The following is a 16,595-nucleotide window of genomic DNA, read 5'->3' on the forward strand; positions in this document are numbered from 1 at the left end:
CGCCTTCGGCGGCCCCCAGCCCCCAAAGATCCCTAGGAAGCTACCTGATTTTAAGTTAATTCATTGAAAAGGAGTGCGGGCCATGCGCATTGTGATCCTGGGTTGTGGCCGGCTGGGCGCCTACCTCGCCCGTCGGCTGACGCAGGAGGGGCATCACGTCGTCGTGATCGATCGCGAACGGGAGGCCTTCGAAGGGTTGGGGCCGGATTTTCCGGGGGAAACAGTGGTTGGGATGGGGATCGATTCTGAGGTGTTGCGCCGTGCGGGCATTGAGCAGGCGGATGTCTTCATTGCGGTCACCGGTTACGACAACACGAACATCATGGCCGCGGAGGTCGCGCGGGAGATCTTTGGGGTTCGTCAGGTGATCACCCGGCTGAACGATCCCCTGCGGGCGGAGATCTTCCAGGAGCTGGGGCTGACGACGATCTCGCCGACGGCTTTGGCTGCTGAGGCCATTCGCCGATGCTTGGAGGAGTGACCGATGTATCTGATCATCGTTGGTGGCGGCAAGGTCGGCTACTACCTGAGCAAGTCCCTGCTGAACGAGGGCCATGAGGTTCTCCTCATTGAGAAGAACCCTCGTCGCGCCGCCTTCCTGATCGATGAGCTGGGGGCGGATCACGTCTGGGTGGGCGATGGCTGTGATTCCAGCACCTTCGCCCAGGTGGGGATGAACCGGGCCGACGCGGTGATCGCGGTCACCGGTGATGATGAAGACAACCTGGTGGTCTGTTTGTTGGCCAAGCGCAAGTTTAACGTTCCCCGCACCATCGCCCGTATCAATAACCCGCGCAACGCGGAGATCTTCGCCCGCCTGGGGATCGACGTGACGGTTTCCACTACCGAGATCATCCAGGCCCAGATTGAGCGGGCTCTACCTCTGCGCTCCCTGGTGCATCTGCTGGCCCTGCGCCGGGGGGGTATCCAGCTGGTGGAGGGGAAGGTCGCCCCAGGGGCGCCAGCGGATGGACGGGCCCTGCGGGAGTTGGGGATCCCAGCGGATGCCCTGGTGGTGATGGTGGTGCGGGGGGATCAAACCTTCATCCCTTCGGGGGAAACCATCCTCCGGGCGGAGGATGAGATCTTGGCCATCACCACCCCTCAGAGCGAACCGGTGTTGCGGCGTTTGTTGCTGGGAACATAAGGGTCGCGGGCTTATCGCCCGATCGAATCATCCACCGCGCAGCGGCGGAAGCGAGGCGCACACGAACGAAAGGGGCAGCCGCTTGTGGTGGCTGCCCCTTTCGTTCGTGTGCCGGTGGTTTCCTGGTGGGGCCTTTCCCCTTCCCCTCTCACGGGCTCCGAACGGCGTAATCCCCGCCGAGACGCCCCCCACGGCGCACGGAGCGGTTAGAATCCGTAGACCCCCTATGCTCCGAAATTTGTTTCAAAATGAAACTACTTTGAGGGATATTCGTTTCATTTTGAAACAAAATTGGGCGAACGCTTGCCTGGGTGGGCGCTTTTGGACAAAATGGAAGTTGGACTTGTGCTTCCACAATTCTACCGAAAGGAGGTGGATGGGGCGTAGAGCTTTCCGGAGCCCGAACGGTGAGGGGAAGCGCGGACGGATGGGTCGTCCTGCCGGGTAGGATCAGTGTGGGTATCAATCGAAACCCTCACGGATCGAAAGGAGCTCAGCCATGGCACCCTGGGTGGCGGAAATCATCGGCACGATGATCCTGATCCTGCTGGGCGACGGCGTGGTGGCCAATGTGGTCCTGGGCAAGACCAAGGGCCAGGCCTCCGGGTGGATTGTGATCACCACGGGATGGGCTATGGCGGTGGCCATGGCCGTGTATGCGGTGGGGCGCATCAGCGGCGCCCACATCAACCCGGCCGTGACCATCGCCCTCGCCGCTACAGGTAGGTTCCCCTGGGCGGATGTTCCTCTCTACATCGTCGGGCAATTCATCGGGGCCTTCATTGGGGCCGTGTTGGTATGGTTGGCCTATTATCCCCACTGGGCGGAGACCCCCGATCCGGATCTGAAACGCGCGGTGTTCTGCACGGCCCCGAACATCCGCAACTATCTGCTGAACTTCATCACCGAGGTCATCGGCACCTTCATGCTGGTCTTCGGCGTGCTGGCCATTGTCGCGAACAATCTTCCCGCTGGATGGGTCCCATTGCTCGTCGGCTTCCTGGTGTGGTCCATCGGTCTCTCCCTGGGCGGGCCCACGGGCTACGCCATCAACCCCGCCCGTGATCTGGGGCCGCGGATCGCCCACGCTGTGTTGCCCATCCCCGGCAAGGGCGATTCGGATTGGGCCTACGCCTGGGTCCCGGTGGTGGGCCCCATCGTGGGCGGCTTGTTAGGCGCTTTCCTGTTCGTTGTGCTGGGGATGTGAAAATCGGCACCCTGGTGGAGGGAGGGACAACCCCCTCCCTCCACCAGGGCTCTTCGCCTGAACTCGCGGGAGGTTGCCATGAAGAAATTAATCAATGATCCGGCGAATGTGGTTCCCGAATCTCTGGAGGGGATGGCTAAGGCTCACCCGGATCTCATCAAGGTGCACTTCAACCCGAACTTCGTCTACCGGGCGGACGCGCCTCGCCCGGGCAAGGTGGCGGTGATCTCCGGCGGGGGCAGCGGCCACGAGCCGATGCATGTGGGCTTTGTCGGCTATGGGATGCTGGACGCCGCCTGCCCCGGGGCGGTGTTCACCTCCCCCACCCCCGACCAGATGTATGAGGCGGCTAAGATGGTTCACGGCGGGGCGGGGATCCTGATGATCGTGAAGAACTATGCGGGGGACGTGATGAACTTCGATATGGCGGCGGATCTCCTCCGGGGCGAAGGATTTGAGGTGGAGAGCGTGCTGATCGCCGACGATGTGGCGGTCGAAAGCAGCCTCTACTCCCAGGGCCGCCGGGGGACGGGCACCACGGTGCTGGCGGAGAAGATCTTAGGGGCCGCCGCCGAGCGAGGCTACGATCTCAAGCGCCTGGCCGCCCTGGGCCGCCGCGTGGCGGAGAACGGGCGCAGCATGGGCATGGCCCTGACCTCGTGCACGGTCCCCCACGTGGGCAAGCCGACCTTCGAGCTGGGCGAGGATGAGATGGAGATCGGCATCGGCATCCACGGCGAGCCCGGCCGCTATCGGGAGCCCCTGAAGAAGGCCGATGAGATCGTGGAGCGCCTGATGGAGCCGATCCTCAATGACCTTCCCTTCAAGGCAGGCGATCGGGTGATCTGTATGGTCAATTCGATGGGCGGGACCCCGCTGAGCGAGCTTTATATCGTTTACCGCAAGGTGGCCGAACTCTGCGAGAAGGCGGGCGTTCGGATCGTCCGCAATCTGATCGGGGCATATATTACCTCCCTGGAGATGGCAGGGACCTCTATCACATTGCTCCGGGCGGATGACGAGATGCTGGAGCTATGGGATCACCCGGTGAAGACCCCTGCCCTGCGCTGGGGGATGTGATCTTCGGACGGTGATGGCGAGAGCAGGGGGGACCGCCTTCCTGATCCCTTCCATTTCTGAACATCTCAGCTCAACGGAGGTGTCCGAGCAATGCCGGTGATGCGGGATGATGTGGTGGCCTGGCTGGAACGATGCATGGTCGTGCTGGAGGAAAACCGGGAGTATCTGACCCAGTTGGATGCGGCCATCGGTGACGCAGATCACGGCGTGAATATGGATCGGGGCTTTAAAGCGTTTAAGGCCAAGCTCCCGTCCGTTGCCGATAAGGACATCGGGACGATCCTCAAGACCCTGGGGATGACCCTGGTGGCGACGGTGGGCGGCGCCGGCGGGCCGCTCTATGGCACCTTCTTCCTGCAGATGGGGGTGAAGACGGCGAACAAGCTCATGCTCACCCCTGAGGATTGGGCGGAGGCCCTGGAGGCTGGGATCAACGGGGTGATCGCCCGCGGCCAGGCCCGCCCGGGCGACAAAACGATGGTCGATACCTTGTTGCCGGCCTTGGAGGCCTTCAAGGAGGCGATCCGAAACAGCACCCCCTTCGGGAAAGCGCTCCAGCGGATGGCCGAGGCGGCAGAGCAGGGGATGAAGGCCACCATTCCAATGGTGGCCCGCAAGGGAAGGGCCAGTTACCTGGGCGAGCGCTCGGCCGGCCATCAGGACCCGGGGGCGACCTCGTCTTACCTCATCCTGAAGGCCGCGGCCGACGTTTGGGCCAACGCAACTTGAGAGGAGATTGGGAATGACGGTGCGAAAAGGCAAGAAACCAACTCGCCCACGAAAGGGAGGTGTCACCATGGCGAAGTATGTGATGGCGATCGATCAGGGGACCACCGGCACCCGGGCGATCATTTTCGACCACGAGAGCAATGTGGTCGCCTCGGACTACAAAGAGCACGAGCAGATCTATCCGCAGCCCGGCTGGGTGGAACACAACCCGATGGAGATCTGGGAGCGGACCCAGGAAGTCGTGAAGAACGCATTGGCCAAGGCCGGGGTCAGCGGGGCGGATATCGTGGCCATCGGGGTGACCAACCAGCGGGAGACCACCATTGTGTGGAATAAGCGGACGGGCAAGCCTTACTACAACGCCATCGTGTGGCAGGATACCCGCACCGCCCCGATCTGCGCTCAGCTGGATCGGGAGGGCTATACGCCGATGTATCGGGAGAAGACCGGCCTCCCCATCGCCACCTATTTCTCCGGTCCCAAGCTCCAGTGGATCTTGGATAACGTCCCTGGGGTGCGGGAGGATGCGGAGAAAGGCGAGGCCCTCTTCGGCAACATCGACACCTGGTTGATCTGGTGGCTGACCGGCGGGCCCGATGGGGGCGCCCATGTCACGGACGTCTCCAACGCCAGCCGCACGATGCTGATGAACCTGCGCACCCTGGACTGGGACGATGAGATCCTGAAGATCCACCGCATCCCGCGCCAGATGCTGCCGCAGATCCGGCCCTCCTCGGATCCCGAGCTCTACGGCAAGACCTCAAAGAGCGGGCCCTTGGGCGCTGAGGTGCCGGTGTGCGGTGACCTGGGGGACCAGCAGGCGGCCCTGGTGGGGCAGGCCGGGTTGGAAGTGGGGATGGCCAAGAACACCTATGGCACTGGCTGCTTCCTCCTCCTCAACACGGGCACCAACATCGTCCCCTCCAAGAGCGGCCTGCTGACCACCGTGGCGTATCAATTCGGGAAGGGCCCATGCATCTACGCCCTGGAAGGCTCCATTGCCATCACAGGCGCCCTGGTTCAGTGGATGCGGGACAACCTGGGCCTGATCTCCCGCTCGGCGGAGATCGAGGACCTGGCCCGTACCGTGGAGGATAGCGGCGGTATTTACTTCGTGCCCTTCTTCTCCGGGGCTTTCGCGCCTTACTGGCGGCTGGACGCCCGAGGGGTGATCGTGGGCCTCACCCGCTATATCAACAAGGGGCATCTCGCCCGCGCCGTCCTGGAGGCCACCGCCTACCAGACCCGGGACGTCTTCGACGCCATGTATGCGGACTCCGGGATCCGGCTGGCGGAGCTGCGGGTGGACGGCGGGATGGTGTACAACGAGCTGTTGATGCAATTCCAGGCCGACATCTTGGGCGTGCCCGTGGTCCGGCCGGTGATCGCGGAGACGACCTCTCTGGGCGCAGCCTACGCCGCCGGGATGGCAGTGGGCTTCTGGAGCGGGCCGGAGCAAATCCGCCAGTACTGGAAGGAGGACAAGCGCTGGCTGCCGAAGATGGATCCGGAGACCCGCGAGAAGCTCTACGCCGGGTGGAAGAAGGCGGTGGAGCGAAGCTTCGGCTGGGTGGAGTTCTGAGCGGGCGATGGTTGGTGTCCACGGATACGCGGGGGGTGGACCGATATTGGCGCGGAGCAAGCGGGCCCGCCCCCCCTTTCAGGATCATCGGGGCGGGCTTGTGGACCCGCCCCGATGATCCTCCAGAAGAAAGATGCCTTACTTTGAGGAAAGGTTTCTGAAATGACTTATTCCGTCATTGTGATCGGAGCAGGATCGACGGGGGCGGCGACCGCCCATGATCTCGCCCTTCGAGGCTTCCGGGTGACCGTGGTGGAGCGGGGCGAGGTGGCCTCGGGGACCTCGGGGCGGAACCATTGCCTGCTGCACTCCGGGGGGCGCTACGCCATGCGAGATCCGGAGTCTGCCCGGGAGTGCATCGAGGAAAACATGATCCTGCGGCGCATCATGCCCGAGGCCCTGGAGTTGAACGACGGCTTGTTCGTGGCTTTGGACGAGCAGGACCTGTCATTCAAGGAGCGGTTCTTGGCCGCCTGCGAGGAATGTGGGATCCCGGCCCGGGAGATCCCTGTGAAGCAGGCCCTGGCCATGGAGCCCCATCTGAACCCAAACATCCTGGCCGCCGTCCAGGTCCCGGATGGGGTCTTCGAGCCTTTCCGGTTCTGCCTCTCCTTCCTAGCCACTGCCAAGCAGAACGGCGCGACGGTCCTGACCTACACCGAGGTGGTGGACTTTGTCTTTCAGGGTCGGACGGTCGCGGGGGTCCGAGTGCGGGATCGTCGAACGGGGGAGGAACGGGTTATCGGAGGGGATATCGTGATAAACGCCGCAGGCCCATGGTCCGGCAAGATCGCGGCCATGGCGGGAGTCGATGTCCCGGTCATTCCCACTGCCGGGGTCATGATCTCGGTGGGCCGTCGGTGGAATCGAATGGTCCTCAACCGTCTGAATATGCCTGGGGACGGCGATATCATCGTCCCCCAGCGACGCACAGCGATTATCGGAACCACCTCATGGCGGGTGGAGGACCCGGATTTCATCCCGATCCCGGAGGACCACGTCCGTCTGCTGTTAGACCGGGCCGAACGGTTTATCCCGGGCTACACCCGGGGAGGGATTCGGGGGATCTTCGCCGTCGCCCGGCCCCTGGTGGGGCGGCGCGGGGTCGCCGCCGATGGACGGGAGCTTTCCCGGACCTTCGAGTGCTTCGATCATGCGGTGGATGGGGTGGAGGGTCTGGTCACCATCACCGGAGGGAAGATGACCACGGCGCGGGCGATGGCGGAGAAGGCGGTGGATGTGGTGTGTGCCAAGCTGGGGCTGGAGATCCCATGCCGGACCCGTGAGGTGCCCTTGCTTTCCTATCGGGCGTTCTTCGCGGGATAGGCATGAGATGGGCTGGCGGGCTACGGGTACGACAACGATGACGATGGAGGAGGAACTCGCGGATGCCCACATGGCAGCTGCGTCTGCTGCGAGGACGCCCTGGGGGTTCGCCTCGCCTGGAGCTTTATCGGGTGGAGCTCCCATGGGAGGTTTACCTGATCGATGCAATCGAGAAAGTCTGGGCTGAGCAGGATCGCAGCCTGCTCTTTCGACATGCTTGCCACCATGCTTCCTGCGGCGCATGCGGGGTCCGGGTCAATGGACGGGAACGTCTGATGTGCATCACCCCGCTCCGAGAGTTCTCCCCGGACCAGCCGATCCAGGTGGAGCCGTTGCGGCATTTCCCTTGGCTGGGGGATCTTTTAGTGGATGTTTCGCCGATGATGCGGCGGATGGCGGAGGTGGGTTTTCTCATTATCCGTCGCGATGAACTCACGACGGATCGGCCGTTGCCTGAGGGGGTGGAGCAGGGGACCCGTTTCGAGGATTGCATCGAATGTGGGTTGTGCCTCTCGGCGTGCCCGGTGATGGCGGCCGATGATGCCTACTTGGGACCGGCCACCTTAGCTGCTATCGAGCGGATGTTGGCGGAGCCCCGCGGTAAGGACACCGCTCGGCTCCTCACGTTGGCGGACGATCCGCATGGGGCCTGGCGTTGTCACTCCGCAATGGAGTGCACGGCGGTTTGTCCGTCGAATGTGGATCCGGCCTCCGCGATCGGACGCTTGCGCCGCCGATTGATTGCGGAGAAGCTTCGCCGCTGGTTCGGAGGTGGGCGATGAAAGAAACGCCGCGCTGGAAGCGGGTGACGGGCTGGATCGATCTGCGGGGGCGCCGGGAGGGTGGGCTGGCCTTCGTGCTCATGCGCCTGACGGGTATCGGCCTGACGATCTATCTGTTCATCCATCTTTACGTGCTGCGCCTGCTGATCCAAGGGCCGGAGGCCTGGGACGCGTTCATCGCCCTCGCGAGGTCCCCCTTTTTCCTGGCGCTGGATGGCCTGCTGATTCTCGGCCTCCTTTACCATGCGTTGAACGGGATTCGTGTGACCTTGCTGGGCCTGGGGATCGGCGTGTCACAGCAGGCCCGGCTCTTCTGGGGGGTGATGGCGATGACCCTTCTGATCACCGGCATTGCGGTCTATGCGATTTTCGCCATCACCGGCTAAGAGGTGTAAACCGAACTCTTCGTATAGGAGCTCGAGACACCGATGTGGATCTGGCAGGCCGTCACCGGATTGCTCCTGTTGGTCCTGTTAACGCTTCATATGGTCTTCAACCATTTCGTGGTTGAAGGCGGGCTGCGCACCTATTGGGATGTGGTGGCTTACCTTTCCCACCCCGCTGTTTTCGTCTGGGAGATCGTTTTCCTCATTGTAGTCACCGCCCATGCGCTGATGGGGGTGCGGGCGATCCTCTTGGATCTGGGGATCCGGCCGGCGGCGGATCGCTGGCTGAAGCGGGCCTTGACCTTACTGGGCGTTGTGATCATCGGCTATGGGGTATGGCTCTCGTGGTGGATTCGATCGAAGGGAGCATAACCTGTAACTGGGAGACCCTGTGGGCTCCTTATGAGGAGGAGATCTACGACTGGATCCTAGTCCGGCTTCGGCAGGGAGAGCGGGTGCTCGACATTGGAGCAGGGGATCTGTCGTTTGCGTTGCGCATGGCGGAGCGAGGGTGCCAGGTCATTGCGGTGGAGCGCCAGTGGGCTGTGCTGGTTAGGGGTCTGCAGGCCTTGGGGATCCACCCCGGGGTGCTGCGCTGGGAGCAGCCCCTTGTGCTCTACGAGGGACAAATGGTCGTGGTCTGGGCAGATGCTCGGACCTGGCCTTTCCCCCCGGTAGAGAGTGCTGTCCTCCTGATGCGACATTGTGCCACCTTCCCTCTCTATATCCACAAGCTCCGCGCGGTAGGTTGTCGTCGGCTGTTCACCAACGCCCGCTGGCGGATGGGGGTGGAGCAGGTGGATCTGACCCGCGCCTTCTCTTTTGAGGAGATCCCGTTGGGTTGGTATGCTTGTCGGTGCGGGGCAGTGGGCTTCCGAGAGGGTTCCCCTGAACGCATCGATGCCGCTGTTCTGGAGCAAGTGTGGGAGGTGGAGACGTGCCCGGCGTGTCAACTGGCCTCCGAGGGATCCGAGAGGGGGTTCATGTAAAGTAAAAAGGGGAGAAGTTTGCCCCCACGAGGGAAGAGCCCGGTCGAGCCGTCGAGCTGTCTGTTTATCCAAATCAAAGGTGTCCCCGTTATACCCTGGATGAGGTGGAGCCATGATGCGGTTGAGCGGCAAGAAGGTGGCGATCCTAGTGGAGGAAGGATTTGAGGACCTAGAGTTCTGGGTCCCCTTGATGCGCCTTCAGGAAGAAGGGGCTTCGGTGACCGTGGTGGGCCTGGAGGCCGGGAAGATCGTTCGCAGCAAGAGCGGAGGGCTCGCTGCGAAAGCGGATGTGGCGGCCGATCAGGTCTCCGCCACGGATTTCGATGCGGTGGTGGTCCCAGGCGGCTGGGCGCCGGACAAGCTACGCCGCTACGAAGCGGTCCTCCGTTTGGTCCGCGAGGCTTACCGGCAGGGCAAGATCGTGGCGATGATCTGCCACGGCGGCCAGGTGGGAATCTCGGCGGGTATCGTGCGGGGGCATCGGGCGACCGGGAGCCTGGGGATCAAAGACGATTTGATCAACGCCGGGGCGATTTGGGTGGATGAACCGGCCTTCCGGGATGGAAACCTGGTCTGGGGCCGGGTGGTTCCGGATATCCCGGCGTTCTGTCGGGAGCTGGTGGCGGCCCTGGTCGGCGAGCCGGCCCCGCAGGCTTCAGCCCCCCGCTGAGAGGTCGTTATGGTTGCGCTGGTGATCGTGGCTCATAGCGCCAAACTGGCGGAGGGAGTGAAGGAGCTGGCCGAGCAGATGGTTCGAGGCCGAGTTCCGATCTTGGCCGCCGGCGGCTTAGACGAGCATACCCTGGGCACCAATGTGGACCGGATCCGGGAGGCCTTGGAGGTCGCCCTTGTCCAGGCGGACGAGGTTCTGGTTTTGATGGATCTGGGCAGCGCCGTGATGGGAGCCCAGATGGCGATCGAGATGCTCCCGCCAGAGGCTCGCTCCCGGGTCCTTCTCAGCCAAGCGCCTCTGGTGGAGGGCGCGATCGTTGCCGCGGTGGAGGCTTCAATCGGGAAGACGGTGGCTGAGATCGAAGCTTCAGCAGTTGAAGCTTGCCGGATGCCGAAAGTGCCTCAGGGGGGATGAGGGGGGAAGACCCCTGGGAGGGTCGACCTCTGGCGGGCAAGGCTTTGGCTGAGCTTTCCCCTGAGTTGGCGGATTGTGAGGCTCGCCCTCCTGGAGCGATGACCGGGGGCGAGGCTGCCGTTAAGCTCGTATTGCATCGCGAAGCGTCGATCCAGCCGGGCCCAACGGCTTGCTCTGATCTCTTGTATGAGGTGGAAAGGATGCAGCAGGTTGCTTTGACCTTAACGAACGCGGTAGGCTTGCACGCCCGGCCGGCAGCGCTCTTTGTGCAGACGGCTGCCCGGTTTCGTTCAAATATCACGGTGCGCAACATCACCCGCGGGACGCCGGCGGTGAACGCCAAAGCGATCCTGGCGGTGCTCACGCTGGGGGCTGAGCATGGCCATATCATTGAGATCTCGGCGGAGGGGCCAGACGAAGAGGATGCCATTGCCACGCTAAAAGCCCTGGTCGAATCCCGCTTCGGAGAGGATGGAGGATGAGCCGTCGCTTGCGTGGCCTTCCAGCCTCCCCGGGGGTGGCGCTGGGCCAGGCTTGGTGGTTCCGGCGGGCCACCCTCGACGCCGTGCGGATGCAGGGAGGGGATCCGGAGAGCGAGCGGGCTCGATTACAGGCTGCTCAGAAGCAAGCCGCGGCGGAGCTGGCAGCGTTGCGGGAGACTCAAAAGGGCCGCTTGCCTCCGGAGGAGTTGGCCATTTTCGAGGCTCAGGAGTTGATGCTCCAGGACCCCGAGCTGATGGCTCGGGTTGAGGCGGAGCTCGCTGCAGGGGCCTCCGCGGAAGCGGCATGGGCGAAAGCGGTGGAGGCCTTCGCGGCCCAATTATCGGCGTTGCCCGATCCCTACTTCCAGGCTCGCGCCGCCGATGTGCGGGACGTAGGAAACCGGGTGTTGCGCCATCTGATCGGCGGTTCAGAAGCCTCCCCGATGCCGGAGCATCCGGTCATCGTGGTGGCCGATGACCTGTTGCCCTCGGAAACCGTCAGCCTGGACCCCCAGCGGGTTCTGGCTTTTGTCACCGAAGGGGGTGGGCCTACGGCCCACGCGGCGATCCTAGCGCGTCGCCTGGGGGTCCCGGCGGTGGTCGCTGTGGGTGAGGAGCTCCGGATCGTTTCCGACGGCATGTTAGTGGTGGTGGACGGCGGGGCGGGATGGATTGAGGTGGAGCCGGAACCGGAGGCGGTGCAGCAAGCCCAGGCCCGGCGCGTTCTGTGGCTGCGCGAGCGAGCGCAAGCGGAGGCCGCGGCCCACGAGCCGGCCCAAACCCTGGATGGGGTGCGGATTGAGGTGGCGGCCAATGTGGGGAGCCTGGAGGATGCGCAGGAGGCCTTCCAGAAGGGGGCCGACAGCATCGGCCTGTTGCGCACGGAGTTCCTTTACTTGGAGCGGACCACGGCGCCCGCGGAGGAGGAGGAGGTCGCGGTCTACCGGGCGCTCCTGGAGGCGATGGGGGGGAAACCGGTGGTGGTGCGCACCTTGGACGTCGGCGGTGATAAGCCCTTACCCTACCTCCCGATGCCTCCGGAAGCGAATCCATTTCTGGGGGTGCGAGGCGTGCGGCTCTCGCGACGACATCCCGAACTGCTGCGCCAGCAGCTTCGGGCCCTGCTGCGGGCCGGCGCCGGGTTCCCACTACGGATCATGTTTCCGATGGTGAGCACGGTGGAGGAGATCCGCTGGCTTCGCGAATTCTTCGAAGAAGTGCGCTCCGCCCTCGCGGTGGAGGGACACCCGTTACCCCAGGATCTACAAGTGGGGATGATGGTCGAGGTGCCGGGGGCGGCGCTGCTGGCCGAGCATTTCTTGCCGTGGGTGGATTTCTTCAGCATTGGGACGAATGACCTGTCTCAATATACGTTGGCTGCAGATCGGACAAACCCTGCGGTGGCTGGGATGGCGGACGGACTGCATCCGGCCGTGCTGCGTCTGATCCGTCACGTGACCGCGACGGTCGAGGGAACCGGGAAGTGGGTAGGGGTTTGCGGCGAGCTGGCTGGGGATCTCCAGGCGGTGCCGATCTTGATCGGGCTGGGAGTGCGTGAGCTGAGCGTGAACCCTGTGCGGGTGCCGGAGGTCAAGGCGGCGATCCGGCGCTGGTCCATGGCGGAGGCCCGGGCATTGGGAGAGGCAGCGCTCCGTCAGGAGGATGCCGCGGCCGTGCGTCAGCTTGTTGCATTTTCAATATGAGAGGCTTTATAGGCCTTGGCGTCTTCGGAGGTTGAGGAGAGGCTGCCCAAAACGGGCGCTCAAGCACCCGACTACAAACAGCCCCTCGCCCGCGGGATTTTTCCTCCCTTCCGGCAGTTTTCGGCCGCGGGGAGAGAGGAGAGACCATCTGCCCCTTCACCGCTCTAACGCCAAATCCGGAAGGATGCAAACCCTTCCGCCTGGCGGATGCCATCCGAAGCGAGGATCCGGATTTCCACCAGCGACCCCCTGGGGAACGCCCCTGCGATGAACACCCCTTCCGCCCTTCCGGTATCATCGGTTTCCAGAAGCAATGGATCGTGCCCAGGGACCTCGACGCGCACCCGAGCCCGAGCGACCGGGCGGCCCTCCTCATCCATCACAAAGACCACGATCCCCTGCAAATCTCCAGCTGCCAGAACCGGGCGTCGCAGAGCGATCTGGACCCGGAGGGCAGGTAGGGGCTCGATCATCCGGGCTGGAATCCGTGGGTTCAAGCCCCGCATCCGCGCATAAGATTCTCCTAAATTCACCGGCCGCACGGTCTGTCCAACCGGATCCCACATGATTTTTATCCGCTGGAAGACTTGAACAATGCGCCCGTTTTCGAGATAGGGTTCCGTGATCGGATTGCCCATGATGTTCGCGCCGCCGTGGCGCAACCAGAAGGCAAGGAACATCGCACTGACCGTGTGGCCGGTCTCAGAGATATACCGGCGGAACGGCCGGCCCAGGGGGATGTGAGGCGGTGGGATCGGCGGGCTTCCCAACCCCATGGCCTCGGCGATGGAGAGCAGCTCCACTGCCTGTTCAGGAGGCATCAGGGGATCCCAGCGCAGGCATGCGTACTGAAAACACTGAACCTGGTAAGGGGGTTCCGCAATCATGGGGGTAATCGGATACCCGAGGAAGCTCACGCCTCCATGGGCCTCGAAGAACTCCAGGAAAGGCTCTCTGACGGCATGGCCGGTTTCCGGGAAGAGTCGCTCCCCCGTTCCCTGGGCGGGCCATCCTTGAGGGAACCCCAGTGCAAGGAGCAGGGCTCCAAAGGTCGCATACATGTAAAACTGAGGCGCTCTGTTCATCCCGGCGCTCTGAAGAACAGGGCTTTCCGTCAGGTCGTTGATCGCTATTCCATTGGGACCTGGGGGATCACCCGGCCTCGCAGGCGATCCATAATATCATCTAAATCCCGACCGGTCACGGTGATCCCATGGTTGCGCAATCCGATCACCGCCCGCGCTGGATCGGGGGCCTGACGCACCAGTTCTGCAACTTCAGCGGCGAGCTCCCACGTCCCGCACGGATAGTTGACCGTGGTCACCGGGATACCTTCCATCCAGGCGTGGACGTGAATGATCGCCCCCACTTGCGGGTGCTCCCGGTAGATCATCCAGTGCTCGATGGCATCCACCGAGACACGGCGGGGCTCGACGTGGGGTGGGACGCTGAGGAGGATCACATTGCGTTTGACGTCGTAGCCTTTCACCAGAAGGATGTCCCGGCCGATCACTTGCAAGTTCCCCTTGTCAACCCCGCTGGCGCTCATCCAGAACCGCTCAGCATCCTCCCGCACGCTGAGGTTGCCGTAGCTCAAGCCGCCCAGCCCGTACAGCCGCTTAACGTGCTGGAAATCCCGGGGGGGGAGGATCTCCTCCAGGGGGAACGGCGCGGGCAGCAAGTTCAGGGAGGCCAGGAAGCGGCCCGCCTCCTTTAATCTTTCGGTCCGCTCGTTCCCGTTCCAGAGCTCTGGAGGCAGATCCGGATGGAACTCATTATTGATCACCAGGCGGGCCTGGGCCAGCGGGGCCAGCCGCCGGTAGACCCGCTCGAAGAAATCCTGTTCGTCCTCTTGGCATACCTCCGAATAATGGCCCAGCTCCAAGGTCACGAAGTGCGCTTCCCACCGGACTCCATTGGTGGCTGCAACCGAAGGCCCCGGGATGAGGACGATGAGGAGGTTGGAAAGGGCGCGAACGAGAATCGGATAGCAGGTCTTCAGGAAATCCATGGGGGGCTGCGGAAGCTCCACGATCGAAGCGACAAATGTGCCCTGGGATTTGCGTCGGAAGGGGCGCGGACGAGAGGGATCGGTGAAGTTGAGGACCAGGCGGACATCCCGGGTCGGTTCCTCCAGGAAGGTGTGCCCATGGGCCCGCAGGGTCTGCCACAGCCCCTGTCGGAACCATTGCAACCCTGGTGTGGCCGCCTGTCCAACGATCACAAAGTCCATCTCGCCCTCCATGCCTCAGGGATGAATCACGAGAGCTCAGGGGAATGAAGCCGCTGAAGACGGCCCCATTGCCCCCGAAACGCTCAGTATGCGCGCGCGAATACGGCCATTTCGGCCGCTGGCTCCCCGCAGACGATGCACCGGCCTTGACCACCCGGCTGCTCCAGCGGGATGCATCGATTGGTCGCTGTGGTGTCCGCCTTGATTTTCGCCTCGCACTCGGGGCTTCCGCACCACCATGCCCAGGCGAACCCATCGGCCACTGCCTCCCGGAGCTGGTCGTAGGTCTCTGGGTAGTGGGTGTGGGCCTTATGGAAGGCTAGGGCCCGTTGATAAAGATCCGCCTGAATCGTGCTCAGGGTTTCCTGCACCGCGCCCAGGAGGCCATCGATGGGAACCGCTCGCTTCCGGGAAGCCCCCGGTTGGTCCCGGCGGGCTAACACCACCTGGCGCTCTGCCACATCCCGCGGGCCGATTTCGATCCGCAGCGGCACCCCACGCAGCTCCCATTCGTTGAATTTCCAGCCTGGCGTGTATTCCTCTCGCGCATCCACCGCCACCCGGATCTCCGGTTCCAGCATCCGTCGCACCTGCTCACACGCCTCCAACACCTGAGAGCGTTCCTCATCGCTCTTCCAGATAGGCACCACAATGACCTGGATGGGCGCCAGGCGGGGTGGGAGGATCAACCCGTGGTCGTCCCCGTGCACCATGATCACAGCGCCCACCATCCGCGTGGAGAGGCCATGGGACGTGGTCCATGCGTATTGCATTTGATTTTGGGCGTCAAGGAAGCGGATCTCGAAGGCCCGTGAGAAGTTCTGGCCCAGATTATGGGAGGTGGCGGATTGCAACGCGCGGCCATCCCCCATCATGGCCTCGATGGTATAGCTGCGTAGCGCACCAGCGAACTTCTCCGATTCGCTTTTGCGGCCCTGGATCACCGGAATAGCGGCATCCTCCACCGCAAAATCTGTATAGAGATCTAACACCTGCAAAGCTTCCTCTTCCGCCTCCTCATAAGTAGCGAAGACCGAGTGGGCTTCCTGCCAGAGGAACTCCAAGGTCCGCAGGAAAGGCCGGGTCCGCTTTTCCCAGCGCACCACATTGCACCACTGGTTAATACGCAACGGAAGATCCCGATAGGACTGGATCCACTGGGCATACATGTAACCGATGATGGTTTCAGAGGTCGGTCGCACCACCAGAGGCTCTTCCAGCGTCTCCCCGCCTCCGATGGTGACCACGGCCAATTCCGGTGAGAAGCCGCTCACGTGCTCTTTCTCTTTTTGGATGAATGAGTAGGGGATGAAAATCGGGAAATAGGCGTTCCGATAGCCGTGGGCTTTGAACCGTCGATCCACGGCCGCCTGGATGTTCTCCCAGATCGCGTAGCCGTAAGGTCGGAAGACAATGCATCCTCGCACCGGAGCGTAATCCGCCAGCTCAGCCTCCCGGATGACATCCAGATACCATTGACTGTAATCCTCATGGCGAGGCGTGATTCGAGCCATCGTCCAGCCTCCCACCTATCCCCAGATGAATTGTTGAGGGTTTGTTGGGCGAGAAGCTTCTCCCTCAACTCCTTTCCCTATCCAGGCTTAACGGGCCTTGTTGGTTGTCGGGCGCTTTGGCATCTGCCCCGCTTTGTAAGAAGAGACCGACGGCGCAACTGCTGCTCGTGAAAGCTATTGTAATCACCCTTGAAGGCCTTTTCAAGCGCGTCTCGACCCACAGGGTATGCCCCAGCTTTGTAGGGGGCAGTCGTGGGTAGCACCCTATGTCCAACATTCAAGAGGGCTATGCGGTCAGGGGAATCGCCCCATCCCCCCTTCCCCCTCCCCGCGCGGCAAAGCCGCGCG

General features: G+C 63.0%; 18 protein-coding genes. 15 read left to right on the forward strand and 3 right to left on the reverse strand.

Annotation, left to right across the window (positions count from 1 at the left end; all coding sequences use genetic code 11):
• The first annotated feature begins 82 nt into the window (after positions 1–82).
• The 15 genes from ACFMO5_RS00985 (at position 83) to ptsP (ending at position 12,500) form a co-directional block, all read left to right on the forward strand.
• The gene (locus tag ACFMO5_RS00985; RefSeq protein ID WP_376790906.1) at positions 83–481 is read left to right on the forward strand and encodes a potassium channel family protein; all 399 of its coding nucleotides are present in this window, start codon (positions 83–85) and stop codon (positions 479–481) included.
• Positions 482–484: 3 nt separating this feature from the next.
• Positions 485–1,147, forward strand: coding sequence for a potassium channel family protein (locus tag ACFMO5_RS00990; protein WP_376790907.1), 663 nt, complete (start codon positions 485–487; stop codon positions 1,145–1,147).
• A gap of 499 nt (positions 1,148–1,646) precedes the next feature.
• Complete coding sequence (locus ACFMO5_RS00995) at positions 1,647–2,354, forward strand: MIP/aquaporin family protein (RefSeq protein WP_376790908.1); 708 nt, start codon at positions 1,647–1,649, stop codon at positions 2,352–2,354.
• A 78-nt stretch (positions 2,355–2,432) separates the two neighbouring features.
• Positions 2,433–3,434, forward strand: coding sequence for a dihydroxyacetone kinase subunit DhaK (gene dhaK / locus ACFMO5_RS01000; protein WP_376790909.1), 1,002 nt, complete (start codon positions 2,433–2,435; stop codon positions 3,432–3,434).
• 90 nt (positions 3,435–3,524) lie between these two features.
• A complete protein-coding gene (dhaL, locus tag ACFMO5_RS01005) occupies positions 3,525–4,163 on the forward strand; it encodes a dihydroxyacetone kinase subunit DhaL (protein ID WP_376790910.1) in 639 nt (212 codons plus the stop codon).
• Between the two features lie 67 nt (positions 4,164–4,230).
• Positions 4,231–5,745 (forward strand): glycerol kinase GlpK, encoded by a 1,515-nt coding sequence (glpK, locus tag ACFMO5_RS01010; protein ID WP_376790911.1) that lies wholly within the window; start codon positions 4,231–4,233, stop codon positions 5,743–5,745.
• A 162-nt stretch (positions 5,746–5,907) separates the two neighbouring features.
• Entirely contained in the window at positions 5,908–7,071 is a 1,164-nt protein-coding gene (locus ACFMO5_RS01015) for an FAD-dependent oxidoreductase (protein WP_376790912.1), read from the forward strand.
• A 62-nt stretch (positions 7,072–7,133) separates the two neighbouring features.
• On the forward strand, positions 7,134–7,853 hold the full coding sequence (locus ACFMO5_RS01020) for a succinate dehydrogenase/fumarate reductase iron-sulfur subunit (protein WP_376790913.1): 720 nt from the start codon (positions 7,134–7,136) through the stop codon (positions 7,851–7,853).
• On the forward strand, positions 7,850–8,239 hold the full coding sequence (gene sdhC, locus ACFMO5_RS01025; RefSeq protein WP_376790914.1) for a succinate dehydrogenase, cytochrome b556 subunit: 390 nt from the start codon (positions 7,850–7,852) through the stop codon (positions 8,237–8,239). Before ACFMO5_RS01020 ends, sdhC begins: the two co-directional genes overlap by 4 nt.
• 42 nt (positions 8,240–8,281) lie before the next feature.
• Positions 8,282–8,611 (forward strand): hypothetical protein, encoded by a 330-nt coding sequence (locus ACFMO5_RS01030; RefSeq protein ID WP_376790915.1) that lies wholly within the window; start codon positions 8,282–8,284, stop codon positions 8,609–8,611.
• Positions 8,584–9,228: an rRNA adenine methyltransferase gene (locus ACFMO5_RS01035; RefSeq protein ID WP_376790916.1), complete on the forward strand. Its 645-nt coding sequence runs from the start codon at positions 8,584–8,586 to the stop codon at positions 9,226–9,228. The genes ACFMO5_RS01030 and ACFMO5_RS01035 overlap by 28 nt, the downstream gene beginning before the upstream one ends.
• A gap of 115 nt (positions 9,229–9,343) precedes the next feature.
• Entirely contained in the window at positions 9,344–9,898 is a 555-nt protein-coding gene (locus tag ACFMO5_RS01040; RefSeq protein WP_376790923.1) for a type 1 glutamine amidotransferase domain-containing protein, read from the forward strand.
• A gap of 9 nt (positions 9,899–9,907) precedes the next feature.
• Entirely contained in the window at positions 9,908–10,315 is a 408-nt protein-coding gene (gene dhaM, locus ACFMO5_RS01045) for a dihydroxyacetone kinase phosphoryl donor subunit DhaM (protein WP_376790917.1), read from the forward strand.
• Between the two features lie 200 nt (positions 10,316–10,515).
• On the forward strand, positions 10,516–10,797 hold the full coding sequence (locus ACFMO5_RS01050) for an HPr family phosphocarrier protein (protein ID WP_376790918.1): 282 nt from the start codon (positions 10,516–10,518) through the stop codon (positions 10,795–10,797).
• Positions 10,794–12,500 carry a phosphoenolpyruvate--protein phosphotransferase gene (gene ptsP, locus ACFMO5_RS01055; RefSeq protein WP_376790919.1) on the forward strand — a complete coding sequence of 569 codons (1,707 nt, stop codon included), beginning with the start codon at positions 10,794–10,796 and terminating at the stop codon, positions 12,498–12,500. Before ACFMO5_RS01050 ends, ptsP begins: the two co-directional genes overlap by 4 nt.
• A gap of 164 nt (positions 12,501–12,664) precedes the next feature.
• On the opposite strand, the gene ACFMO5_RS01060 is transcribed toward ptsP, so the two are convergent.
• From ACFMO5_RS01060 to proS, 3 genes are all read right to left on the reverse strand, one after another.
• Positions 12,665–13,585: a hypothetical protein gene (locus ACFMO5_RS01060; RefSeq protein WP_376790920.1), complete on the reverse strand. Its 921-nt coding sequence runs from the start codon at positions 13,583–13,585 to the stop codon at positions 12,665–12,667.
• Between the two features lie 44 nt (positions 13,586–13,629).
• Positions 13,630–14,733 (reverse strand): class II aldolase/adducin family protein, encoded by a 1,104-nt coding sequence (locus ACFMO5_RS01065; protein ID WP_376790921.1) that lies wholly within the window; start codon positions 14,731–14,733, stop codon positions 13,630–13,632.
• Positions 14,734–14,816: 83 nt separating this feature from the next.
• Entirely contained in the window at positions 14,817–16,247 is a 1,431-nt protein-coding gene (gene proS, locus ACFMO5_RS01070) for a proline--tRNA ligase (RefSeq protein ID WP_376790922.1), read from the reverse strand.
• Positions 16,248–16,595: the final 348 nt, after the last annotated feature.

This window comes from Thermoflexus sp., assembly GCF_042408365.1.
In the GTDB taxonomy this organism is placed as follows: Bacteria; Chloroflexota; Anaerolineae; order Thermoflexales; family Thermoflexaceae; genus Thermoflexus.